Source organism: Paraburkholderia haematera (assembly GCF_905220975.1).
GTDB lineage: Bacteria > Pseudomonadota > Gammaproteobacteria > Burkholderiales > Burkholderiaceae > Paraburkholderia > Paraburkholderia haematera.
The window spans coordinates 378,818-401,208 of record NZ_CAJNBK010000004.1; the positions used below are offsets into that span (position 1 = coordinate 378,818).

Genomic DNA, 22,391 nt, shown 5'->3' on the forward strand with positions numbered 1-22,391 from the left:
GACCGACCTTTCCATTCAACCCGTCACACCGGATACCTAGCGATGACCCGACTCCGAATCACCTCCTGCGGCCACGTCTTTACCGCCGAAACTCATCCTGACGCGCCGCAAACGGTGGCCGCCTTTCTGAAACTCCTGCCGTACCGTCAGAAGATCATCCACGTGCGCTGGAGCGGCGAGGGCTGCTGGGTTCCGCTTGGCGACTTCAAACTTGAAAACGATGGTGTGACGGTCGGCTTCGAGAATCACACGAGCCATCCGTCGGTTGGCGACATCCTGTTTTACCCGGGTGGCTACAGCGAGACCGAGATCATTCTTGCGTACGGTTCGTGCTGCTTCGCGAGCAAGATGGGCCAGCTGGCGGGTAATCACTTCCTGACCATCGTCGAAGGCAAGGAAAAGCTGCGCGAACTCGGCACCAAGGTGCTGTGGGAAGGCGCGCAAGACGTGCTGTTCGAGAAGATCTGAAGTTCTTCGATGAACTGATGGCGTCGTGCCGGCCCGCGATCGAAGCGAATGGGCGGCGCCTCGGCAAATAGTTGTGTCTACCTCGGCGAGCGGCATCAGACCGCTTGCTGACTTGTCTCGTTCAATGCCCGTGGCTCGCACGGCGCTGCGTCATGTCACGTCACGTCACGTCACGTCACGTCACGTCACGTCACGTCACGTCCTTGGTTCAATACTCCTCCTCCTGGCTTAAGAAACGTTAAGAGCGTGTCTTAACGCCGCCTAAAAATATCCTGGTTTATCTAGGACGTTTGGCACTTTTCGTCCTAAACGCGGTATGTCGTTTTTCCTTATTCAAGCTAAAACATTGCTTTTAGGAGTTGTCGTATTCGCCATCGTGTAAGCGGACGGCAAACTAGGGGACTCGCGTTTGTCAGTCAGATAGTGCGGCGCATTCCTAAGTTTTTTGGCGTTTGCGTTACTTAGGTATATCCGATGCTTCCTGATCCGGCGACAAACTAGAGGCGGCGCGTTTGGTCAGTGAACGTGGAGGGCATTCTTAAGTTTTTCTGTTTTTAGGTTAATTCTTTAGGATGTCTTAAGAAAAATCCTGGTGTCTGAATGTCGATAAAAATGATTGGGAGGAATGTTGAACAAGACCTATAAGACTGTTTGGAATAGAACGACCCGTACGTATGTTGCTGCGTCGGAGGTGGCGAAGAGCCGTGGCGCTAAGGGTGCGTCGGCATGCAGTGCGCTGGTGGCTGCCGGCGCGGGGTTGTTGGGTGTGTTGGCGGTTTCGCTGCCGGCTGAAGCGGCGGAGTGCGGGACAAGCAACGGCGATTGCGTTGCGGTGGATGGAACGTTGCACCTCGTTTCCGCGCTAAACAGCAACACCTCGGATAAATCTCTCAATGCGATCATGAACGCGACTGCCGGGTCCGATTCGGGTTTGCTGACGGCGCTCCAGCGGCCACTTGCCGCCACGGTGACCCGTTCCGGACTATTGGGTGCTGGCGCTGAGGTTCAAGCCGACGAGGTGCCGGTCACGCAGTACATTGCCGTCAGTCCGGTCATCACGCCCGGCCTGACGACAACCGCCTTGTATGGAGAGAACGCAATGGCGGTCGGCGTTGGCGCGACAGCGTTGGGCGACGGTTCGCTGGCGGTCGGCGCGGGCTCGGGAGCATCGCGGAATGCCGCCACAGCGGTAGGCTCAGGGGCGGCGGCGCTGGCATTGAATTCAACGGTGGTCGGGGCCGGCGCGACTACCAATAGTATCGCCGAGAACGGCGTAGCGATTGGCTATCTCGCGAAGGCACAGAATGCCAATGCCTTGGCCATTGGTACGAACGTCCAGACTAATGCGGAAGACTCGATCGCCGCCGGTAGCGGCGCGTTTATAGGGAAGGAGGCAGCAAAAGCGATTGCGTTCGGTTCCGGCGCGAGCGTCAGCGCCGCGGGTTCCGTGGCGTTGGGGGCTGATTCCACCGCTGATCAGGCTAATGTGGTCTCCGTGGGCAGCGGCAGCTTGCAGCGCCGGATCATCAATGTCGCCGCCGGTACCCAGAACAATGACGTCGTGAATGTCTCGCAACTGAAAGGCGCGATAGCCGCGATCGGTGGCGGTGCGTCCGTTGCCTCAGACGGGGCGATCACGAGACCGGCATACAGGATAGGTGGTGCGACTTATAACGACGTCGGCTCGGCGCTGTACGCTTTGGCGGTTACCGGCGAAGCCGCGACCGCCGACTCGGTTCAGTACGATTCGACCTCGCACGACACGGTGACATTGGGCAACGCCGGCACCGCCGTTCAGCTCACCAACGTGCGCGCTGCGGCGCTCGCCGCAGACAGCTCGGACGCCGTGAACGGCTCGCAACTGTTCGCGACCAACCAGGCGGTGGCGCAGAACACCAGCGATATCGCCGCCAATACGACCGGCATCACGAACCTCGATCAGCGCGTCACGAATAACACGACCCAGATCACCAACCTCGATCGGCGCACCACCACCATCGAAGGAGACGTGACCAACATCACGAATCAGATCACGAATGGCGAGATCGGCCTTGTCCAGCAAGATCAGGTAACGCGCAATCTCACCGTCGCCAAAGACACCGACGGCGCCAGCGTCGATTTCACCGGCACCGGCGGCGCGCGCGAACTGACTGGGATCGCGGCGGGCACGACGGATACGTCCGCTGTCAATCTCGGCCAGCTCAAGCCGGTGGTGTCGGCGCTCGGCGGCGGCGCGCAGATCAACGCCGACGGCACGGTAACCAGTCCCACTTACCATGTGCAGGGGGCCACGCAAACCACAGTCGGCGATGCGCTCGGCTCGCTCGACAGCGGGCTTACCACGTTGCAGCAGAGCATGGAGATCGGCGGCATCGGCATCGTCACGCAAGATCCGGTGTCGCGCATCATCAACATCGGCGCGACCACGGACGGCAGTCTGATCAACGTAGCCGGCACGGCGGGCAATCGAGTGATCACCGGCGTAGCATCCGGCGCGGTCAACGCCGCGAGCACGGATGCGATCAACGGTTCGCAACTCTATTCGCATGCGGCAAGCACCGCGGTGGCGCTCGGTGGCGGCTCGACGGTCAACCAGGACGGTTCTGTGACGGCGCCGTCGTACAGCGTAGGCGGCACGGTCGTGAACAACGTCGGCAGCGCGATTACCAATCTGGATGGTCGCGTGACGCAGAACACCAGCGACATCGCGGGCTTGCAAACCACGATCGGCACCATGAGCGGCACCGTGGCGAACGCTGTCCAGTACGACAGTTCCGCGCACAACAAGGTCACGCTCGGCGGCACGGCAGCCAATGCGCCGAAGGTCACGCTCACCAACCTGCAGGCGGGCGACATATCGGCCACCAGTTCCGATGCGGTCACCGGTGCGCAACTCTGGGATACCAATCAGCAGATTGGCAACCTCACTCAATCCGTGAAGAACAGCCAGGTCACCGGCAGTTCATACGTCGCCGTCAACAGCTCAGGCAATGCGGCGCAGGCGATCGGCAACGGTACGGTGGCGATCGGCGGCGGCGCAACAGCGAGTGCGCCGAACTCGGTGGCGATCGGCGAAGGCTCGGTTGCCGATCTGTCGAACACGGTGTCGGTCGGTTCGAGCGGTAACGAGCGCCGCATCACCAACGTAGCAGCGGGACAGGCGCCTGGCGACGCCGTGAACATGCAGCAATTCCAGGGCGGCATGAACGAGATGGCGCGCAATGCGTATTCGGGCACAGCGTCGGCTATTGCGTTGACGATGATTCCCGAGGTCGATGCGAACAAGAATCTCGCGATCGGTGTCGGAACGGCCGGCTATAAGGGCTATCAGGCGGTGGCAGTGGGTCTGTCGGCCCGTGTCACTCAGAGCATCAAGGTGAAGCTCGGTGCGGGCATCAGTTCTGCCACGACGACAGTCGGCGCCGGTGCGGCGTACCAGTGGTAGCCGGAGAGGGAGGCTAGGAAAAGACGGCAAGGAGAACACGCGCGGCTTGCGCGCACGTGTTCTCCCGCTTGTCTGACACCCTGCACGTTCGATCGTGCGGGGTGTCGTTCAACACTTACTTGAACAGCTTCATCGCTTGCGCGAGCGTATTGATTACGCCCCATGCCAGCGGTAGCGTCACATACAGCCAGAAGACAGCGAGCTTGACCTTGTTGGTCGGATGAACGGCTTGAATGGTCGACATGCGAGTCTCCTTAGGCGCCTTTAGCGAGTTGTGCGTCAGTCATGTGGTGCTTGTCGTCGACACGCTTGACCAGCAGGTTGCAGACGAAGCCGATCACCAGCAGCACAACCATAATGTGGATCGTCATCGTGTAGGCATCCGCCTTTGCCACGCCGTGCGCCACTTCATACGCGCGGATGTAATTCACCAGCACGGGACCCGCAACGCCAGCCGCGGCCCAGGCGGTCAGCAGGCGGCCGTGAATGCCGCCGACGAACGCCGTGCCGAACATGTCCGCGAGATACGCGGGCACCGTCGAGAAGCCACCGCCGTACATCGACAGAATCACGCAGTACGCGAGCACGAACAGGGCGATCTGGCCGGAAGCCGCGAAGCCGGGCACGAGGTAGTACAGCACGGCACCGAGCGCGAAGAAGATGAAGTAGGTGTTCTTGCGGCCGATCCAATCCGAAGCCGAGGCCCACACGAAGCGGCCGCCCATATTGAACAGCGACAGCAGGCCGACGAAACCGGCGGCCGCGGCAGCCGTCACGGTGTCCTTGAAGCTCTCCTGAATCATCACCGAAGCCTGGCCGAGAATGCCGATGCCGGCCGTCACGTTCAGAAACAGCACCAGCCAGATCAGATAGAACTGCGGTGTCTTCAACGCCTGATCGATATGCACGTGGTTACGCGAAATCATTTTCTTCTGATTGGTCGCGGGCGGCGTCCAGCCGGCCGGCTTCCAGTCTGCCGGCGGTACGCGAATCGCGAGCGCGCCGATCGACATCGAGATGAAGTACGCAATGCCGAGCACGACGAAGGTCTCGGCCACGCCGATGCTGGTGGCGCTGCGGAAGTGGTTCATCAACGCCACCGACAAAGGTGCGGCAATCATCGCGCCGCCGCCGAAGCCCATGATCGCCATGCCGGTTGCCATGCCGCGACGGTCCGGGAACCAGCGGATCAACGTCGACACCGGCGACACGTAACCGAGGCCGAGTCCGATCCCGCCGATCACGCCATAGCCGAGATAGAGCAGCGCGATCTGATGCAGATGCACGCCGAGCGCGGAGACGAGGAAACCGCCGCCGAAGCAGCACGCGGCGGTGAACATCGTGCGGCGCGGGCCGACATGTTCGAGCCACTTGCCGGCAAATGCCGCCGACAAACCCAGGAACACGATCGCCAGCGAAAAGATCCAGCCGAGCGAGGTCAGCGACCAGTCGTCAGCGGTGGATTGCGTAATGCCGATGACCTTGGTCAGCGGACCGTTGAATACGGAGAAGGCGTACGCCTGGCCGATACAGAGGTGAACCGCGAGGGCCGCGGGCGGAACCATCCAGCGCGAGAACCCCGGTTTCGCAATGGTGGCCTGTTTGGAAAAGAATGGGGCAGAGCCTGAATTCCCGCTCGGCTCGGTGATGCTACTCATGGTCGGTCTCCGGTGACGAATGCTTTGTTATCGGCGTTTCATACACAATGCTTTAGTGTCGCGGCGTAAAAATTGCACGTCCACGCGCCGTCAATATATGTATTTCAATTGCATATAAAGTGCGCCGATTCGATGTGGAAGCGGCTTCGCCGAACGATAGGATGCGAATTGGGTCTTTGCAATATGAGATGTAAATACATAAGTCATTATCCGTATGAAATGGGGCCGTAATTTTTAGAAATGCGGCAGCGCGACATGAAGACCCGGAATGGACTACCGAATTCTGGGAACGTTGGACGCCGGAATCGGCAAAAAGGCGCGCGTTGAGAGGAGCGCGGGAGTTGGGGCGGCGGGAAATGAGAACGCCGGGAACGCCGCGGGCCAGCACGAGCAGTAGCAGGCTGACGAACGCGGCTTGAATGACAGAACGACCAACGGGAAATCCATCGCCCGAAAACAAACGGGCCGGCATTGGCACCTTCGCCAAGCCGGCCCGTCGCAACAATCCTCAGCGAAAATCAGGCGACCGTGCGCCCGGTCTTCATCTTCGCTGCCACCAGCACCGAGATCAGGCAGCCGATCGCCAGATACGCCGCCACCGGATGCCAGGAGCCGCCGGCAAAGCTGACCAGCGCCACCGCGATAAACGGCGTGAAGCCGCCGCCGACCACGCTCGCCACCTGATAACCGACGCCCGCGCCGCTATAGCGGTACTCGGTGCCGAACAGTTCGGTGAACATCGGTTGCTGCACGCTCACGACCATGTCGTGGGCAACGTTGGCGAGCATGACGGCGAAGATCACGATCCACACCGTCGAGCGGGCTTCGAGCGCGAGAAAGAACGGCACTGCGCTGAACATACCGATCAGCGCACCGATGATATACACGCGCCGACGGCCGAAACGGTCCGCAAGCCAGGCAAAGCAGGGAATTGTCACGCAGCTCACCGCGCCCACCAGCAGGCCGATCGAGAGGAAGAACTCGCGCGGCATGTGCAGATTGGCCGTCGAGTAGTTCAGGGCGAACGCCGTCACGATATACATCGTGAACAGCTCGGCAAGCCGCAGCGCGATGATCAGCAGGAACGCCTTGGGGTGCTTCAGCAATGCCTCGACGATCGGCAACCGTACGCTGCGTTCGCCGTGCTCGCCGACCTTCTCGACGAACTCCTTCGATTCTTCCATGCTCGAGCGGATCCACAGCGCAATCAGCACCAGCACCACACTGAACAGGAAGGGCAGACGCCAGCCCCAACTCAGGAACGACGCGTTGTCCATCGAGCGGCTGATGATCGCGACCAGCCCGGTCGAGAGCACGAGACCCACCCCATAGCCGACCTGCACGCCACTGCTGTAGAACGCCTTTTTCTTCTCCGGCGCGCTTTCCACCGCCATCAGCGCCGCACCACCCCATTCGCCGCCGACCGCGAAGCCCTGGATCGCGCGCAACGTCACGAGCAGCACCGGCGCCCACCAGCCGATGCTGGAGAAGGCCGGCAGCAGGCCGATCGCCGCAGTGGAGAGGCCCATCATCATCACCGTGAGGACCAGCATGCGCTTGCGTCCGAGCCGGTCGCCGTAGTGGCCGAACACGAAACCGCCGAGCGGCCGGAACAGAAAGCCGACGCCGAACGTCGCGAAGGCGGCGAGCGTGCCCATCGCCGGGCTGACCTTCGGGAAGAATTCGGCGTTGAAGACGAGCGCGGCGACAATGCCGTACAGCAGAAAGTCGTACCAGTCGACCACGGCGCCGACGAAGCTGCCAAGCGCCGCTTTACGTGCCCGGCTGCGCGCCGTGCGGTTGTCGGCCAAGGTCGTTTTCGGCGCATTTGGGACGGTGGTACTCATCACGATGTCTCCTTCAAATTCTCGGGGTACTGTCTGGAGGCGCGCGGCAGCGGCGGGGCAGATGCGGGCAGTGGCCGCTGCGGGTCCATGACAGGATTCCCGAAGGTTAATGATGGGACGCCGTTCCCACAATCCGCATTCAGGTGAAATTGCGCGATCATCGAACGCCGCCGCGCGCATAGCGCGCGTTTTGCGCGTTTACACCGAGCTTCATCGGTTTGAGCGAGCAGAGGAACCGTCCGCAGGCTGCTCGTGCTACCTTGAGCATGCAATCCTAAAAACAACATCGACTGATATACTACATACGGAATATTGATTTTTGCGGCGTTGCAGCATATGATTGAGTCATCTGTTCACTCAATCATTCGGAGTTGCAAATGGAATTTGTTCCTCTCGCGCTGCTTGCCGTTGCTGTTGTGGGTTTAGGCTCAGCCGCCACCATCCTGTTGACCCGCTGGATCTCGCAACCGGTTGCGCAGTTTGCAGCGCAACACGGCCGGTTCGTCGGCCTGGGCGAGCAAGACGGCGGAATGGCTGCGGCGGCGCCGTATCGTGCGCATGTTCAACCAGAGGCGATGCATGTCGTCAGAACTTCAAACTGAAGCAGTGGCCACACCCCTGACGCTGTCGTTGCAGCCGATCAGCGTGAGCGCGAGCTTGCGCGATCAGGCCTACGCCATGCTTCGCCAGGCCATTGCCGACGCGGATATCTATCGGACCCGTGAAGAAATCCGCCTGGACGAGCGCGTACTGAGCGAATCGCTGGGCGTGAGCCGCACGCCGGTGCGGGAGGCGATGACGCTGCTGGAGCAGGAAGGTTTTCTGCGCATGGTGCCGCGGCGCGGCATTTACATCGTGCGCAAGAGCAAGCGTGAAATCGTCGAAATGATCCAGATGTGGGCCGCGCTCGAAAGCATGGCGGCGCGTCTTGCCACGCTGCACGCCACGGACGAGGAAATCGCCCGCCTGCGCCACATGTTTGACCATTTCCGCGACGCCACGCCGGCGGAGCACATCGCCGAGTATTCGGACGCCAACATCGCGTTTCATCAGGCGATCGTTGAGTTGTCGAAGTCGCAGATCATTCTCGACACGATCAAGAACATCTTTATCCACGTGCGGGCGATTCGCCGCATGACCATTTCGCAAAGCGACCGCGCGTCGCGTTCGATTGTCGACCACCTGCGCATTATCGAGGCGTTGGAGCAGCGCGATACCGAACTGGCTGAGCGGCTGACGCGTCAGCATTCGCTCGACCTGGCGGCGTTTGTCGAGGCGAATTGCGATTTTCTGGATTGACGGCGGGTTAGGCGCCGGATTGGCGCTATGGATCGAAGAGGCCTGCGGTGAGGACATCACCGCAGGCCTTTTTGTTTCTCTGACCTGCATGCGGCAGGGGAGGTCAGCCAGCACATGGCGCCGCCACGCCGCGCCACCAGAATCGTCTCCCCAATGCCGCGTTTAGCCGGCGTCTTCTGTCCCTGTCCGTGTTCATCGTCTCCCCGTTTGGACGCCGTCAACTTGCAGTACGGGTTAAGCCCTGCTTGACGCTCCGTGAAATATGGTATGTGATATATCAAAGAGGCGGAAATGCACAGCGACTCAGTGTTTTCCCTCGGATCAAGAGCACGTGCGTGGTGTTATTTCGCTGCAATGTAGGCCAGGCAAGCATTCAACACGAAAACCCCGGAACAGCCGTATCTTGAAATCGATCTTGATTGAATGTGATATATCACATACCGTATGTATCGAGGCTACCCAGGCATCCACGCGAGTGGACGTTATCGAAGCGGGCGCGTCGGTCAATAACCGCTGCACAAAACTGACTGATCAGGAGACATGACATGAGTAAAGCACTCGACGGCGTGCGCATTCTCGATTTCACGCATGTGCAATCGGGGCCGACCTGCACGCAGTTGCTCGCGTGGTTCGGCGCGGACGTGATCAAGGTGGAGCGGGCCGGTGCCGGCGACATCACGCGTGAGCAGCTACGGGACATCCCCGAAGTGGACAGCTTGTACTTCACGATGCTCAATCACAACAAGCGCTCCGTCACGATCGATACCAAGAACCCGGAAGGCAAACTGGTGCTCGAGGCGCTGATCCAGAAGTGCGACGTGCTGGTGGAGAATTTCGCGCCGGGCGCACTCGACCGGATGGGCTTCACGTGGGAGCGGATCCAGGAATTGAATCCGCGCATGGTCGTGGCTTCGGTGAAGGGTTTCGGCCCGGGTCCCTACGAGGACTGCAAGGTCTACGAGAACGTCGCGCAATGCGCGGGCGGTGCGGCCTCGACCACTGGTTTCGACGATGGTCCGCCGGTGGTGAGCGGCGCGCAGATCGGCGACAGCGGCACGGGTTTGCATCTGGCACTCGGCATTGTCACGGCGCTGTATCAGCGCACGCAAACCGGGCGCGGTCAGAAGGTGCTCGCCGCGATGCAGGACGGCGTGCTCAACCTGTGCCGCGTGAAACTGCGCGACCAGCAGCGGCTCGACCGCACTGGCACGATGAAAGAGTATCCGCAATATCCGAACGGAACGTTCGGTGAAGCGGTGCCGCGCGCGGGGAATGCTTCGGGCGGCGGTCAGCCAGGCTGGATTCTGAAGTGCAAGGGCTGGGAGACGGATCCGAATGCGTATATCTACTTCATCACGCAGGCGCCGGTGTGGGCGAAGATCTGCAACGTGATCGGCAAGGAAGAATGGGCCACCGATCCGAATTACGCGACACCTGCCGCGCGCTTGCCGCATCTGAAGGACATCTTTGCCGAGATCGAGCGCTGGACCATGACCAAGACCAAGTTCGAGGCCATGCAGATCCTCAATAAATACGACATTCCTTGCGGGCCGATCCTGTCGATGAAGGAAATCGCCGAAGAGCCGTCGTTGCGCAAAACCGGCACGATTGTCGAAGTGGATCATCCGACCCGCGGCAAGTATTTGACGGTTGGCAATCCTATCAAACTGTCGGACAGCCCGACCGAAGTCAAGCGCTCGCCGCTGCTGGGCGAACATACCGACGAGGTGATGACCGAACTCGGCTACTCGCCCGAACAGATCAGCGCATTGCGCACCGCCGGCGCGATTTGAACGTTCAAGGAGCGACATATGGATACGTGGATGCGTTTCATGTCGAACGACGGTAGCGTCGTGTTCGGCCGGGTGGAAGGCGGCTATCTGCACGAGTACAAAAGTCTCGATCAACCGGTGCCGACCGGCGCTGTGTTGTCGACCCGTGCACTCACGCCGCTCGCGCCTTGTGCGCCCGGCAAGGTGGTCGCGTTGTGGAATAACTATCACGCGTTAGCGGCGAAGCTCGACAAGCCTGTGCCGGCCCATCCACTATTTCTGCTGAAGCCGGCGGAATCGGTGATCGGTTCGGGTCATGCGATCCAGCGGCCGCTCAGTTACGCGGGCAAGATCGTCTACGAAGGTGAGCTCGGCATTGTGATCGGGCGGCGCTGCCGCGATGCAAGTGCCGAAGAGGCCGCGGATTCGATCTTCGGCTATACGCTGGTCAATGACGTGACCGCGGCCGACCTGCTGAACGAGAATCCTCACTTCCCGCAATGGTGCCGGGCAAAGGGCTTCGATACGTTCTGCTGTATCGGACCCTCGATTGTTTCCGGTTTCGACTGGCGTGCAGCACGTCTCGTGACGACGCTCGACGATGTGGAGCGGCAGAACTATCCGCTCGCCGATATGGTGTTTTCGCCTGCCGAGCAGGTGCGTCTGATTTCGCAGGACCTCACGCTCGAGCCGGGCGATGTGATCGCATGCGGCACGTCGGTCGGCGTCGGATCGATCAAGGACGGCGCGACGGTAACGATCACGGTCGACGGGATCGGCACGCTGAGCAATACGCTGGCCGTTGCCTGCGAGGTAGCGATATGACGCGACGGCCTGGGCTCGTTGCGTTGCTTGGCAGCGCCACGGGGCTCGCTGTCATGTTGGGCGGGTTCGCCTGCTCTTTTTCGGCACCGGCGCAGGCAAATGTCGAGCGTATCGAACTCTATGCCGCGGTCTTCATCGGTACGTTGGTCTTCGCTACATCCGCCATCGCATTCTTCAGGTTGCGCGGCGTGTTGGACCTGAGCAGCGCGGCGGCGCGTCCGGGCCACGGCATCGTCAACGTGTCGGCGCTGCTGTTGTGTGGATGGCTTGGCTACGGTTTCGTCACTGAACAGGCGCAGCCGTTTGGACTCGCTGCGCTGCTGGCGATGAGCGTGCTAGCCGCTGCGCTAGGCACGCACCTGATGGCGAATCGCGGGTACTCGAACGAGCGCGAGTCACACACTCATGCGTTCGGCGGGCGTTGCCACGGATTTGCGCTCGAGCGGCACGGATTATTGGCTCGTATCGAATGGCACGGTGATGAAGAGCAAACCTGGGCCCTGCGCGAGATAGCGCCGGACATGGTGCGCGCGGCGGCATACCGGCACCGTCGCGGTTGGCATGACACCGGAAACATGGGCGCACAAAAGCGCGGAACTGTCCGCCTACGTTTCACTCAGCGCGCGATATTCCGTCAAAGATGAACACGCAGGCGCGTCGAGCGGCAAGCAGCGCGATTGGCCGAACCGCCTCGCCGACGCCCTTACTCGCCTGTTGCCGCGAACTCGCTGTAATACCTGGCCTTCGTGCTCAGAATCATCTGGGCAAGAAACTCGGCGTCGTAGGCCTTGTGAAGATGCGCGTGAAATCGCTCGATGTAGGCCGTAATGCGCGCGGCTTCACTGTTGAATTCCTTCAGCACGTCGAGGGTGGCCTGATCCCAGCGGAACCGCAGGCCGAGATCGCTGAAGGCAGCGTTGTACGCGCTCAAATGGGCGTCGTCGGGACTTTGCACCGTAGCGCGTGCAGTACGCGTGCCGGCATGAGACTCAACCGAAGCGTGATTCATGATCGGCCTCCTAGGCTGACAAGTAAGGGAACTCACCTGCAGCATAGGGATACTGATCAACGTGCAATAGTTAAAGTTTCAATGGCTATCCATAAACTACTGCTTATAGACGCTCAACTCCTTCACGCGAGTGATCTTCTCGATGAGACTCGCGCCTTCTTCCATCAGAAAGCGTTTGAAGGCGACGGCGACCGGCGGCAGGCGCTTGTTCTTCCGATGCACGACGTACCAGTTGAGCATGACTGGAAAGCTTTCGACGTCGAGTACGACCAGATGGCCGAGCTGCAACTCGAGACTGATCGTATGCGCCGAGAGAAATGCGATGCCCATGCCGGCGATCACGGCCTGCTTGATCGTCTCGGTGCTCTTGATCTCCATGGCGATCTTGAGATTGGAGAGACGGCCGGCAAAGCCTTCCTCCATCGAATTCCATGTGTCCGAACCACGTTCGCGCACGATAAAGGCCTCGTTCGCCAACTGGCCCATCTTGATGTTGCGCTTGTGCGCGAGCGGATGCGTGGGCGCCGCCACGATCACGTAAGGGTGCGGCGCGAACGGCTCGTTGGTCGCGTCGGTTTCATGCGGCGGGCGCACCATGACCGCGAGATCGGTCTGGTTGGTCGCGAGTTGGTGCAACAGTTCCGCGCGATTGTGCACCGCGAGATTAAGCACGACACCCGAATAGCGCCGCGTGAATTCAGCCAGCAGGCGCGGAAAGAAGTAGTCGCCGGCACTGATCACCGCGACGTTCAGCTTGCCGCCGGAGACGCCCTTGAGCTGTCCCATTGCTTCGTCGACTTCGTGGAACTGCTGAATGATCGCGCGGCTGTAGTGAAGCATCTCGGTGCCGGCCGGCGTCAGATAGATTTTCTTGCCGAGCTGCTCGAACAGCGGCAGCCCTGCATGCTCCTCGAGTTGCCGCACCTGGGTCGAGACGGCGGGCTGCGTGAGGTGCAATTCTTCCGCGGCGCGCGAGAAGCTCAGGTGGCGCGCCACCGTTTCAAAGACCTTCAATTGCCGCAGCGTGGCATTGCGCATCGTCATGGCCAATGTATAAGCAAATGTGAATCAACATAATAACAAACTTTAATTATTAGTAATTCAGCAATGACCCTAGCATGGGTCTTATAAGAGGCGGAATTGTTGGCGCAATACTCGGGTTAACGCCTGGATTCAAGGCGTGGCGCGGGTGGCAGCGAAGCGTTTCAGGCCGCGCCGATGCTTAATTGATCGGAATAGAGAATTGGCCTGTAAAGCGATGATTCAAGCAGGACAGTTTTTAAATAATGCGAATTAAAGACGAATATATTAAATATTGCCGAATGGCGAGGCTATTCGGGTCATAACCATAAGGTGAGACGTATACAGTGCGGCGCGAAGTTGGGTCGCACCATATAAATAGCGGAGACAAGGCTCATGGACGACAACAATCAGCAAACCACGGCTCGCTTTTTCTGGGCGAACCGCTGGTGGCAGCTCGTCATCGGCATGATGTGCATGGCATTGGTGGCCAATCTGCAGTACGCATGGACGCTGTTCGTGACGCCGATGAATGCGCGGCATCACTGGGGTGAAGCGTCCATTCAACTCGCCTTCGCCATCTTCATTCTCACCGAAACATGGCTCGTGCCGGTAGAGGGTTGGCTGGTCGACAAGTTCGGTCCGCGCCCGGTGGTCGCCGGCGGCGCGGTATGCGCGGGTCTCGCGTGGGTCATGAATTCGTATGCGACGACCTTGCCGATGCTGTATGTGTCGGCGGTCATTGCCGGGATCGGCGCGGGTGGCGTGTACGGTACGTGCGTCGGCAACGCGTTGAAGTGGTTTCCGGATCGCCGAGGTCTCGCGGCCGGCCTGACGGCAGCAGGTTTTGGCGCCGGTGCGGCTGTCACCGTGATTCCGATTGCCAGCATGATCACGCGCTCGGGCTATGAACATACCTTCTTTTTCTTCGGCATCCTGCAGGGTGTTTGCATCCTCGCACTCGCGTTGCTGTTGAAGAAACCGAATTTGCGCCTGCAACCCGCACCGAAGAAGAAATTCGCGGTCACCAAGGTCGATTACACGCCGGGCCAGATGATCAAGACGCCGGTGTTCTGGGTGATCTACGTGTCGTTTGTCGCGGTGGCGGCGGGCGGCCTGATGGCGACAGCGCAAATCGGTCCGATCGCGAAAGACTGGGGACTCGCACGCATCCCGATGACGATCTTCGGCATGACTCTACCGCTGCTGACCGCCACGCTTTCTATCGACAACATTTGCAACGGCTTTACCCGTCCGCTGTGCGGTTTCATCTCCGACAAACTCGGCCGTGAAAACACGATGTTCGTGATTTTCATCGGCGAAGGCCTCGCGTTGCTCGGCCTCATGCAATACGGCAGCAACCCGTATGCGTTCATGACGTTCGCCGCGTTGATCTTCCTGTTCTGGGGCGAAATTTTCTCGATCTTTCCGGCGATTTGTGCCGACACCTTTGGCAGCAAATACGCAGCGGCAAATGCGGGCACGCTGTACACAGCAAAAGGCACGGCGTCGCTGCTGGTGCCGATTGCTTCGGTGTTGTCGGCCACAGGCGGCTGGAGTCTCGTCTTTATCGTATCCGCCATCGTTACGATCGCCGCGGGCATCTCGGCGAAGTTCATTCTTGCGCCCATGCGTTCGCGCTGGATCGAATCGCACAACGAGCCCCAGGGCGTGCTGGCCGTTGCCGGCAGCCAGTCCTCGCGGCTGAGTCAATGGCCCGAACAGTCAGGGGAATAGAGTGAGCTGCCCGCGCCCTGCAGTGACGTTATGAATGTCTCGCTGCAGCAACTCAAGGTGTTCGTCGCCGTTGCGCGTGAACGGAGCTTTACGCGCGCGGCGCGCGAGTTCGATCTGACGCAGTCGGCGGTGAGCCGTTGTGTGCGCGAACTCGAAGACGCGGTCGAATTGAAATTATTCGACCGCACCACACGCCAGGTAGAACTGACTCATGCGGGCGCCAGTCTCGAGCGCCGGATCGGCCGCCTGCTCGACGAAATCGAACTGACGCTGCGCGAGGAGCGTGCCGCTTACGACGGACACACCGGCGTGGTTGTGCTGGCGAGCAATCCCGTGCTGTCGTCGAGTTGGGTAGCGCAGGGGCTTGCCCGTTGCGCATCGGCGTTTCCCGAGCTGATCGTGTCCGTCAAGGATCAGGCGCAAAGCAACGTGCTCGCGAGCGTCGAGCAGGGCGAAGTGGATTTCGGCGTGGTCTCGGTGGCGGAGCCGCTACATGCCGATCAGTTGCACGCGCAAGTGGTTTTCACGACGCCGCTGCACGTGGTGATGCCGCCCGCGCATCCGTTGGCGCGGCACGCCGGCGTCGCATGGAGCGCGTTGCAGGAATGGGCGCTCGTTACGCTGAACGCCGATGCGGGCATGCGCGCGGCGCTCGAACTCGCCTTCGGCGCGCACGGCATGAAGGGACGGCCTGTGCAGGAGCTCGGACACGTCGCGGCGGTGTCGCGCATGGTCGAACTGGGTATCGGCATCGGCGTTCTACCCGTCGGTGGACATTGGCCTGCGCCCGCCGCGCCACTGGTGAGCCGGCCGCTGATTCCCGAGATGAATCTGACGACGCTGCTCGTGCATCGCCGCAATCGTTCCCTCAGACCCAATGCGGCGGCGGCGTGGGCACAGTTCGCTGCGCTCGCCGATCCGCTGCCAGTCAGCCCAAGCGACATTCCACACAAGGAGCTTCATGATGGAAACTGAAACCGACCTCAGGCACCATGATCTGCTGATCGACGGCAAGCGTTTGCCGCCCGGCACGGGTGAATATTCCGTCGACATCAACCCGGCGACCGAAGAGCCGATTGCGCTGGTTGCACAAGGCAGTGCCGCCGATGTCGATACCGCGGTACTCGCGGCGCGTGCCGCGTTGAAAGTGTGGAACGCGATTCGGGCGGCCGAACGAGGCCGCATCCTGATGCGTCTCGCCGGCCTGATGCGCGCGAATCTGGACGAACTCGCCGCGCTCGAAAGCCTCGACGCGGGCAAGCCGATCTCGGCGGTGATGCGCCAGGATATTCCCGCGGCGATCGATACGCTCGAATACTACGCAGGCTGGTGCGACAAGATCAACGGCCAGGTCGTGCCGGTGCGCCCCGACGCGTTGACGTACACGCTGCGTGAGCCGGTCGGCGTGGTTGCCGCGATCGTGCCGTGGAATTTCCCGTTGATGATCGGCATGTGGAAGATCGCCCCCGCGCTGGCATGCGGCTGCACGCTGATCGTCAAACCCGCGGAGATTACGCCGCTGACCGCGTTGCGCATCGGCGAACTCGCACTCGACGCGGGCTTACCTCCGGGAGTCCTGAATATCGTCACCGGGAAGGGACGGGTGGTTGGCGATGCGCTGGTGGCGCATCCCGGCATCGATAAAGTGACGTTCACGGGTTCGCCTTCCGTAGGGCGCGGCATTTTGCAGGGCGCGGCCGGCAACTTCAAACGCGTCACGCTGGAGCTCGGCGGCAAGTCGGCGAACCTGATTTTCCCGGATGCAAATCTCGACAATGCGGTGCGAGCAGCGGCGTCAGGTATTTTCTTCAACACCGGCCAGGTATGTTCGGCCGGTTCGCGCATTCTGGCTCATCGCGATGTCTACGACGAAGTTGTCGAGCGCCTCGCGGCGCGTGCAAAGGCGATCAAAGTCGGCGATCCGGCGGCGCGCGAAACGTCGATGGGACCGCTCATCTCCGCGGCGCAGATGAAAACGGTGCTCGGCTATGTCGAGACCGGGCGCGCCGAAGGCGCGTCGCTCGTGGCTGGCGGCGCGCGAGTGGGCGAGCGTGGCTTCTTCGTCGAGCCGACGGTGTTCGCCAACGTCGAGCATGAAATGCGTATTTCGCAGGAGGAGATCTTCGGGCCGGTGGCATCCGTGATTCGCTTCAACGACGAAGCCGACGCGATCCGTATCGCCAATGGCACGCTGTATAGCCTCGCGGCGGGCGTATGGAGCGCGGATATCGGCCGCGTGCATCGGGTGGCGCGTGACCTGAGAGCGGGCACCGTGTGGATCAATACCTACGGTTATACCGACGTGCGCTTGCCGTGGGGCGGTTCCGGCGATTCCGGTTTTGGCCGCGAGCACGGCGACGTGGCGATTGAAAACTTCACCGAGCCGAAGGCGGTGTGGCTGGCTATTGATCAATAGCGGATCAATAGCCGATCAATAGAAGATCAATAGCCATGAAAAAAGGATCGAACGCGTGGCGTTCGATCCTTTCCTGAAGATTGAGACTTCGTTCGAAGCGAAAACCCGCACTCAATCGCCCTGCAATGCCATCCGTTCGCGCAGTTTGACGAGAGCAAGCACGACGTCGATAGTCGGTGTGGGCTCGCCGACGAGACGGCCCATTTCCTGCACCACCGTCAATAGCGGATCGATCTCCATCGGGCGGCGATTCTCGAGATCGACCAGCGTCGAGGTCTTATGTGCGCCGACCGCGCCCGCACCGTCGATACGTTTTTCCACATCGACCCGAAAATGCACGCCGAACTGATCCGCAATGCGCTTGGCCTCCAGCATCATCGTGCGCGATACCGCACGTGTGCCGGGGTCGCTGGTGAGGACATCGAGCGTCGCGTGGGTCAAAGCGCTGATCGGGTTGAAGCACAGATTCCCCCACAACTTGAGCCAGATTTCATCGCGGATATTGTCGCGGATCGGCGCGTCGAATCCCGCTGCCTGCATGATCTCGTGCAACTGCTGGATGCGCGGCGTGCGTTCACCGCTCGGCTCGCCGATCGGGAATTTCTTGCCGTACACGTGCTTGATGACGCCCGGTTCGACGATCTCCGCGGCGGGATACAGCACACAGCCGATCGCGCGTTCGGGGCCGAGCCGGGACCACTGGCTGCCGTCCGGGTCGATGCTGGCGAGGCGCGTGCCGGCGAATTTTCCGCCGTGCTGGTAAAAGTACCAATAGGGAATGCCGTTGACGCCGGTAACGATGGCCGTGTGCTTGCCGAGGAGCGGCTGCATGGTGTCGACCACGCCGGGCAGCGAGTGCGCCTTCAGCGTGACGACTACGACGTCCTGCACGCCGAGTTCGCGCGGGTCGGACGTACAGCGTACCGGCACGCTATAGGTTTCGCCGTCCATGATCAGGCGCGCGCCGTGTTCGCGCATTGCCGCAAGATGCGCGCCGCGCGCGACGAAACTTACATCCGCGCCGGCACGGGCCAACTGCACGCCCATCAACCCGCCAATCGCTCCTGCTCCGAAGATGCAGATCTTCATGATGCCGCCCCTGTGACGATGAGAAGTCGCTTGCCCGATGCCGCATCCGGTCTTGCCGAGGCGGCGGGTCATTATTCGAGCATAGGGGGGCAGGACAATTGCAGATAGTTAAAGTTTCTGCGGTCGTCTATTAGCTATCGTTTATGGTTCTGCCAATGGGCCGTCTCGCATGCCGTCTTCGGCGGTGCTGGAGAGCACTGCGCAACCCGAGCGTCATCGGCGAGATCGTTCGGTAAGCTTAGTACTTACTATTGCACGTTGGATTGGGCGTGTTATGTCCGCCGAACCAGCAGAAAGCTCACGCCGATTGCTGCCAGAAACGTCCCGCAGCAGCGATTGAACCACCGGCGAACCTTGGCGCGAACCAGCCACTTGCCAAGGTGCATGCCGGCCCAGGAATAGAGCGCGATCGCCACCCATTCGAGTACCAGAAAGCTCGCGCCGAGCACCGCGAATTGCGGCAACATCGGCTTGGCGATATCCACGAACTGCGGCAAAAATGCGGTGAAAACGAGAATCGCCTTCGGATTGCCTGCCGCCACAAGACACTCCTGCCGCGCGATGCGCCAGAGCGACGCGTCGTCCTGCTGGGTCGTATCGATGGCTGGCGCGTCGCTGCGCCACAACTGGATGGCGAGCCAGATCAGATACGCGGCGCCGGCGAGTTTGATCGCCAGAAAGAACCACTCCGATGCGTGCAGCACGACGGCGAGGCCGGTCGCGGCCAACACCAGCATCAGCGCGAACGCGACAAGCCGGCCGGTGCCGCCGACGAAGGCCGTCATGAACCCGTGACGCGCGGCGACGTTGATCGATAGAAGATTGTTTGGGCCGGGCGCGAGGTTGATCGCGAAGCAGGCGGGTAGGAAGAACAGCCAGGCAGTAATAGACATGACGGCTCGCAAGGAGAAGGGGACGCGATTGCAACGAATCGGGCGCGCGAGACAGCGGGCGCTAACGACGCTATTCTGCGAGATTCAGCCTCTTCCCGATATTGCCCGATATTTCCCGATTGTAACGAATCGGCGGACCGTGCCGATTCGATCCGTGCGCTCAGTTCACCGATTTAATGAAGCCCGGGTCGCTGATCAAGGCATCGACGCTGAGCCTGACCGTATCTTCAATAGCGATGGTGTTACTGGTGAATTTAGGCGACTTCTGCCGGACCGTCTTGGTGGTTGCAAACACAACTTCCTGGGTCGCGGCATCAATCACGATGTAGCGCATTTTCAATGTCCAGAATGCCGGCGATCGCGAGTCGTCTACCGTGAACTTCTCGATGCTGCCGCTCAGAACCTTCCTGCCTTCCGTGAGATGAAAGCCGGCGATCTGCAAACTGCTTGCAATGCCATTGCGCACGGCCTCGTTGATATCGTTTTTTAGCACGATGCCCGTCATCGCCGTATTTTCAATCCGGTTTGGCGAAACCTGGCCGTCGCGAGCCGGCACGTAGACGAAATCGCGGGCAGGGGCGACGCTGAGCCAGCCGGTTGAATGCACGGCCGCGCGCGGTGGGCTATTCAGGCCGAACCACGACCAGGAGCAGGCAGACAGCATCAACGGCAGTGCGACGACGCCGCAACCTTTGAGCACAGCGGATCTCAGGGCCGGACGCAGGGGGCCGAGCGGTTGCCGCAGAGACTGACTCTGTTGCGGCGACTCGGGCGCTGTGCTGGAAAAAGCGGCGGTCGAGGTCAGGGGAGTGGCCTTTTAAGTTGAGTCATCGCGGTACAGAGCAGCATGGTACCAGCGAGCCGATCCCGTGCATCTTCTAAACAGGATCGCGGTCCGGAATTCTCGAACGATTGAAACAGTCTCGCAGGGCGGGCAACACGATCAAAATCAAAAGAAACCGGCTTTGCCCTGAGTCATATCCACCAGGGCTAGCCGGGCATCGTCGACCGCGTTAACGGGCAGCCGGACAGTCATCTTCACCAGCATCCCGTAGGCGCTGTCCACGAGTCCATAACTTTCGGCCTCGATCCATCTGCGCACTTTCGCTTCATCGGCGTAACTCACTTCGACGGTCAGCGTAACCAGAGCAATCCTTTCTACCCGCGGCGCATCGAGTAGGGCCGAGGCAATCGCGTCGGTATAGGCTCGCACCAACCCGCCGGCGCCCAGCTTCACGCCACCGTAATACCGCACGACGGCCGCCAGCACGCCGTCCAGATCATGGTGCCGCAGCACTTCGAGAATGGGCCGGCCCGCGGTGCCGGACGGCTCGCCGTCGTCGGACATGCCTGACTGGCCACCTGCCAGCAGCGCCCAGCACACATGCGTTGCGCCAGGATGCGCGTCGCGCAGACGCCGCAATTCGGCCATCGCGGCGTCGCGGTCGGCGACCGGTATCGCGTGCGCGATGAAACGGCTTTTGCGAATCTCGAGTTCCGCGCAGAGCGGCGCGGGCAAGGTATAGGTGGGCAAGGCAAAGACGTCGGTGGATGAAAAAATGCGGGCCTTATGTGGGTCAAATGCATGAGTCTCATGCGGCCCTGTGTCCGCCATGGTAACGGATCGCCGAGGGGTAATCGGCGAATGTCTATAATCGTCCGCTAAAGCATGCCTGTCTGCTGAATCGGGCGTGCTACCAAGGAGACGACATGCTTGATTTTTCCACGCTGGGAACGTTCGTTGCCGTTGTATTAGGGCTCTTTCTGATTCCCGGCCCGGCTGTGCTGCTGGTTTTGACTCGCACGGTGCATGGTGGGCGCAAGGCCGGCATACTCACCGGTCTCGGTATCGCTGTTGGCGATTTCATCCACATGTTGGGCGCGGCGGTCGGCCTCTCGGCCTTGCTGATGACGTCGGCACTCGCCTTCAATGCCGTGAAATTCGTCGGCGCCGCATACCTCGTCTATCTGGGCATTCGCGCCTTGCGCGAAAAGCAGGCGAGCACGCATTTGCCGGCGGTTGCGCCGGTATCCGCTTCTAAAGCCTTTTTTCAGGCCATTCCCGCCGAAGTGTTGAACCCCAAGACCGCACTGTTTTTCCTCGCGTTTCTGCCGCAGTTCGTTCGCCCTGAGCACGGCTCCTCATTCCTGCAGTTCACGACGCTCGGGCTGATTTTCGTCGGGATGAGCGCGCTTTATACAACGTTGATCGTGCTGACCATTCGTCCGCTGGGCAAACTCGTCAAGCGCATGACATGGCTCAGCCGCTGGCAAAACAGGATCATTGGCGTGCTGTTCATTTCTCTCGGCTTGCGCGTCGCCACGCAAACGCGTTAAGGCGTTAACGCGCTACGCTCAAAAGGAGCCGCGCGCCGTTGTTGCGTTCGGGCGCGCGGAAATACGCCGGCACGCTCGAGCTACATATTCCGGCGCTGCCGCCTGAGGCGACCTTCACGTGCGTATTCCAGCTGGCCCTGGGTGCGCACGGCGAGCTTTTCCTGTTCGGCGCGGCTGATCTGCCGCGAATCGTCGATATCGCCAACGCGCAGCACTTCCTGCGCGATCCGTATGCGTAGCGTCATTAAGGGTTCGCCGCGCTCGATCAGCGTGCGGTCGATGGCGCGCGCCTGCTGGACGCCGCTGTCAATCAGGTTGCGCAATTCCAGCAGCGTGAGCCGTTGGCGCTGGACCTCGAGGATGAGCCGTTGAACGGCTTGCTCGTCGCGCGTGCGCCACCAGGCGCGCAGTTCGGCGAGCGTGGGAGGGTCGAAGGGAGGAAGACGCATTGCTCAGACGAAAAGTAGTCGGGTAAGGACGCGACGTTGCCGTCGCGTCCTCCCCTAAGAACCGTACGTGCGAGTTTCCCCGCATACGGCTCAAGCCTCAATAAGGCTGGCTCATGCCAACCCGGTC

At 60.8% G+C, this 22,391-nt stretch carries 21 protein-coding genes; 11 read left to right on the plus strand and 10 right to left on the minus strand.

Translation table 11 applies throughout. From position 1 onward, the window contains the following. Window positions 1-42: 42 nt before the first annotated feature. Both KHO23_RS11415 and KHO23_RS11420 read left to right on the plus strand, forming a co-directional pair. On the plus strand, window positions 43-468 hold the full coding sequence (locus KHO23_RS11415) for a DUF3830 family protein (RefSeq protein ID WP_211611116.1): 426 nt from the start codon (window positions 43-45) through the stop codon (window positions 466-468). Window positions 469-1,093: 625 nt separating this feature from the next. Then, complete coding sequence (locus KHO23_RS11420; protein ID WP_211611122.1) at window positions 1,094-3,913, plus strand: YadA-like family protein; 2,820 nt, start codon at window positions 1,094-1,096, stop codon at window positions 3,911-3,913. A gap of 115 nt (window positions 3,914-4,028) precedes the next feature. Here the strand turns inward: KHO23_RS11420 and KHO23_RS11425 are convergent, their stop codons facing one another. The 3 genes from KHO23_RS11425 to shiA all read right to left on the minus strand — a co-directional run bounded on the left by KHO23_RS11425 (window position 4,029) and on the right by shiA (window position 7,418). Beyond that, window positions 4,029-4,157 carry an MFS transporter small subunit gene (locus tag KHO23_RS11425; RefSeq protein WP_211611123.1) on the minus strand — a complete coding sequence of 43 codons (129 nt, stop codon included), beginning with the start codon at window positions 4,155-4,157 and terminating at the stop codon, window positions 4,029-4,031. Between the two features lie 10 nt (window positions 4,158-4,167). Beyond that, window positions 4,168-5,571: an L-lactate MFS transporter gene (locus KHO23_RS11430; RefSeq protein WP_211611124.1), complete on the minus strand. Its 1,404-nt coding sequence runs from the start codon at window positions 5,569-5,571 to the stop codon at window positions 4,168-4,170. A 518-nt stretch (window positions 5,572-6,089) separates the two neighbouring features. After that, complete coding sequence (gene shiA / locus KHO23_RS11435; protein ID WP_211611125.1) at window positions 6,090-7,418, minus strand: shikimate transporter; 1,329 nt, start codon at window positions 7,416-7,418, stop codon at window positions 6,090-6,092. A 377-nt stretch (window positions 7,419-7,795) separates the two neighbouring features. Here shiA and KHO23_RS11440 point away from each other — a divergent pair, with 377 nt between their 5' ends. From KHO23_RS11440 to KHO23_RS11460, 5 genes are all read left to right on the plus strand, one after another. Further along, window positions 7,796-8,020, plus strand: a complete 225-nt coding sequence (locus tag KHO23_RS11440; RefSeq protein ID WP_211611126.1) for a hypothetical protein — start codon at window positions 7,796-7,798, stop codon at window positions 8,018-8,020. Further along, a complete protein-coding gene (locus KHO23_RS11445; RefSeq protein WP_211611127.1) occupies window positions 7,998-8,717 on the plus strand; it encodes a GntR family transcriptional regulator in 720 nt (239 codons plus the stop codon). Before KHO23_RS11440 ends, KHO23_RS11445 begins: the two co-directional genes overlap by 23 nt. A 545-nt stretch (window positions 8,718-9,262) precedes the next feature. Beyond that, complete coding sequence (gene frc, locus KHO23_RS11450) at window positions 9,263-10,510, plus strand: formyl-CoA transferase (protein WP_211611130.1); 1,248 nt, start codon at window positions 9,263-9,265, stop codon at window positions 10,508-10,510. 18 nt (window positions 10,511-10,528) lie between these two features. Next, window positions 10,529-11,314 carry a fumarylacetoacetate hydrolase family protein gene (locus KHO23_RS11455; protein WP_211611131.1) on the plus strand — a complete coding sequence of 262 codons (786 nt, stop codon included), beginning with the start codon at window positions 10,529-10,531 and terminating at the stop codon, window positions 11,312-11,314. Continuing rightward, window positions 11,311-11,958, plus strand: a complete 648-nt coding sequence (locus tag KHO23_RS11460) for an NAD(P)(+) transhydrogenase (Re/Si-specific) subunit beta (RefSeq protein WP_236066799.1) — start codon at window positions 11,311-11,313, stop codon at window positions 11,956-11,958. Before KHO23_RS11455 ends, KHO23_RS11460 begins: the two co-directional genes overlap by 4 nt. A 59-nt stretch (window positions 11,959-12,017) precedes the next feature. On the opposite strand, the gene KHO23_RS11465 is transcribed toward KHO23_RS11460, so the two are convergent. Beyond that, window positions 12,018-12,323, minus strand: a complete 306-nt coding sequence (locus KHO23_RS11465; RefSeq protein ID WP_211611135.1) for a hypothetical protein — start codon at window positions 12,321-12,323, stop codon at window positions 12,018-12,020. A 96-nt stretch (window positions 12,324-12,419) separates the two neighbouring features. Beyond that, window positions 12,420-13,367, minus strand: coding sequence for a LysR family transcriptional regulator (locus tag KHO23_RS11470; RefSeq protein WP_211611136.1), 948 nt, complete (start codon window positions 13,365-13,367; stop codon window positions 12,420-12,422). A gap of 372 nt (window positions 13,368-13,739) precedes the next feature. Between KHO23_RS11470 and oxlT the strand changes: the two genes are divergently transcribed. The 3 genes from oxlT to KHO23_RS11485 are packed head-to-tail and all read left to right on the plus strand — an operon-like array spanning window position 13,740 to window position 17,496. After that, window positions 13,740-15,080 (plus strand): oxalate/formate MFS antiporter, encoded by a 1,341-nt coding sequence (gene oxlT / locus KHO23_RS11475; protein ID WP_211611137.1) that lies wholly within the window; start codon window positions 13,740-13,742, stop codon window positions 15,078-15,080. Window positions 15,081-15,110: 30 nt separating this feature from the next. After that, complete coding sequence (locus tag KHO23_RS11480; RefSeq protein WP_211611139.1) at window positions 15,111-16,055, plus strand: LysR family transcriptional regulator; 945 nt, start codon at window positions 15,111-15,113, stop codon at window positions 16,053-16,055. Next, window positions 16,045-17,496, plus strand: a complete 1,452-nt coding sequence (locus KHO23_RS11485) for an aldehyde dehydrogenase family protein (RefSeq protein ID WP_211611199.1) — start codon at window positions 16,045-16,047, stop codon at window positions 17,494-17,496. Before KHO23_RS11480 ends, KHO23_RS11485 begins: the two co-directional genes overlap by 11 nt. Before the next feature lie 111 nt (window positions 17,497-17,607). Here KHO23_RS11485 and KHO23_RS11490 read toward each other — a convergent pair whose 3' ends face one another. The 4 genes from KHO23_RS11490 to KHO23_RS11505 all read right to left on the minus strand — a co-directional run bounded on the left by KHO23_RS11490 (window position 17,608) and on the right by KHO23_RS11505 (window position 21,012). Then, entirely contained in the window at window positions 17,608-18,585 is a 978-nt protein-coding gene (locus KHO23_RS11490) for a 2-dehydropantoate 2-reductase (RefSeq protein WP_211611141.1), read from the minus strand. Window positions 18,586-18,857: 272 nt separating this feature from the next. Continuing rightward, entirely contained in the window at window positions 18,858-19,478 is a 621-nt protein-coding gene (locus KHO23_RS11495; RefSeq protein ID WP_211611142.1) for a LysE family translocator, read from the minus strand. 160 nt (window positions 19,479-19,638) lie between these two features. Continuing rightward, complete coding sequence (locus tag KHO23_RS11500; RefSeq protein ID WP_211611143.1) at window positions 19,639-20,178, minus strand: hypothetical protein; 540 nt, start codon at window positions 20,176-20,178, stop codon at window positions 19,639-19,641. A gap of 249 nt (window positions 20,179-20,427) precedes the next feature. Further along, window positions 20,428-21,012, minus strand: a complete 585-nt coding sequence (locus tag KHO23_RS11505) for an IMPACT family protein (RefSeq protein WP_211611144.1) — start codon at window positions 21,010-21,012, stop codon at window positions 20,428-20,430. Window positions 21,013-21,188: 176 nt separating this feature from the next. Between KHO23_RS11505 and KHO23_RS11510 the strand changes: the two genes are divergently transcribed. Next, on the plus strand, window positions 21,189-21,815 hold the full coding sequence (locus tag KHO23_RS11510; protein ID WP_211611145.1) for a LysE family translocator: 627 nt from the start codon (window positions 21,189-21,191) through the stop codon (window positions 21,813-21,815). A gap of 80 nt (window positions 21,816-21,895) precedes the next feature. Here the strand turns inward: KHO23_RS11510 and KHO23_RS11515 are convergent, their stop codons facing one another. Next, complete coding sequence (locus KHO23_RS11515) at window positions 21,896-22,264, minus strand: hypothetical protein (RefSeq protein ID WP_211611146.1); 369 nt, start codon at window positions 22,262-22,264, stop codon at window positions 21,896-21,898. Window positions 22,265-22,391 lie beyond the last annotated feature (127 nt).

Excerpts from the sequence above, each read along its gene's own strand:
- KHO23_RS11510 (WP_211611145.1), top strand. The coding sequence starts at position 21,189 with ATGCTTGATTTTTCCACGCTGGGAACGTTCGTTGCCGTTGTATTAGGG.
- KHO23_RS11490 (WP_211611141.1), bottom strand. The coding sequence starts at position 18,585 with ATGAAGATCTGCATCTTCGGAGCAGGAGCGATTGGCGGGTTGATGGGC.
- KHO23_RS11460 (WP_236066799.1), top strand. The coding sequence starts at position 11,311 with ATGACGCGACGGCCTGGGCTCGTTGCGTTGCTTGGCAGCGCCACGGGG.
- KHO23_RS11470 (WP_211611136.1), bottom strand. The coding sequence starts at position 13,367 with ATGACGATGCGCAATGCCACGCTGCGGCAATTGAAGGTCTTTGAAACG.
- KHO23_RS11420 (WP_211611122.1), top strand. The coding sequence starts at position 1,094 with ATGTTGAACAAGACCTATAAGACTGTTTGGAATAGAACGACCCGTACG.
- shiA (WP_211611125.1), bottom strand. The coding sequence starts at position 7,418 with ATGAGTACCACCGTCCCAAATGCGCCGAAAACGACCTTGGCCGACAAC.
- KHO23_RS11495 (WP_211611142.1), bottom strand. The coding sequence starts at position 19,478 with ATGTCTATTACTGCCTGGCTGTTCTTCCTACCCGCCTGCTTCGCGATC.
- KHO23_RS11515 (WP_211611146.1), bottom strand. The coding sequence starts at position 22,264 with ATGCGTCTTCCTCCCTTCGACCCTCCCACGCTCGCCGAACTGCGCGCC.
- KHO23_RS11430 (WP_211611124.1), bottom strand. The coding sequence starts at position 5,571 with ATGAGTAGCATCACCGAGCCGAGCGGGAATTCAGGCTCTGCCCCATTC.
- oxlT (WP_211611137.1), top strand. The coding sequence starts at position 13,740 with ATGGACGACAACAATCAGCAAACCACGGCTCGCTTTTTCTGGGCGAAC.
- KHO23_RS11485 (WP_211611199.1), top strand. The coding sequence starts at position 16,045 with ATGGAAACTGAAACCGACCTCAGGCACCATGATCTGCTGATCGACGGC.
- frc (WP_211611130.1), top strand. The coding sequence starts at position 9,263 with ATGAGTAAAGCACTCGACGGCGTGCGCATTCTCGATTTCACGCATGTG.
- KHO23_RS11480 (WP_211611139.1), top strand. The coding sequence starts at position 15,111 with ATGAATGTCTCGCTGCAGCAACTCAAGGTGTTCGTCGCCGTTGCGCGT.
- KHO23_RS11440 (WP_211611126.1), top strand. The coding sequence starts at position 7,796 with ATGGAATTTGTTCCTCTCGCGCTGCTTGCCGTTGCTGTTGTGGGTTTA.
- KHO23_RS11425 (WP_211611123.1), bottom strand. The coding sequence starts at position 4,157 with ATGTCGACCATTCAAGCCGTTCATCCGACCAACAAGGTCAAGCTCGCT.
- KHO23_RS11455 (WP_211611131.1), top strand. The coding sequence starts at position 10,529 with ATGGATACGTGGATGCGTTTCATGTCGAACGACGGTAGCGTCGTGTTC.
- KHO23_RS11465 (WP_211611135.1), bottom strand. The coding sequence starts at position 12,323 with ATGAATCACGCTTCGGTTGAGTCTCATGCCGGCACGCGTACTGCACGC.
- KHO23_RS11415 (WP_211611116.1), top strand. The coding sequence starts at position 43 with ATGACCCGACTCCGAATCACCTCCTGCGGCCACGTCTTTACCGCCGAA.
- KHO23_RS11445 (WP_211611127.1), top strand. The coding sequence starts at position 7,998 with ATGTCGTCAGAACTTCAAACTGAAGCAGTGGCCACACCCCTGACGCTG.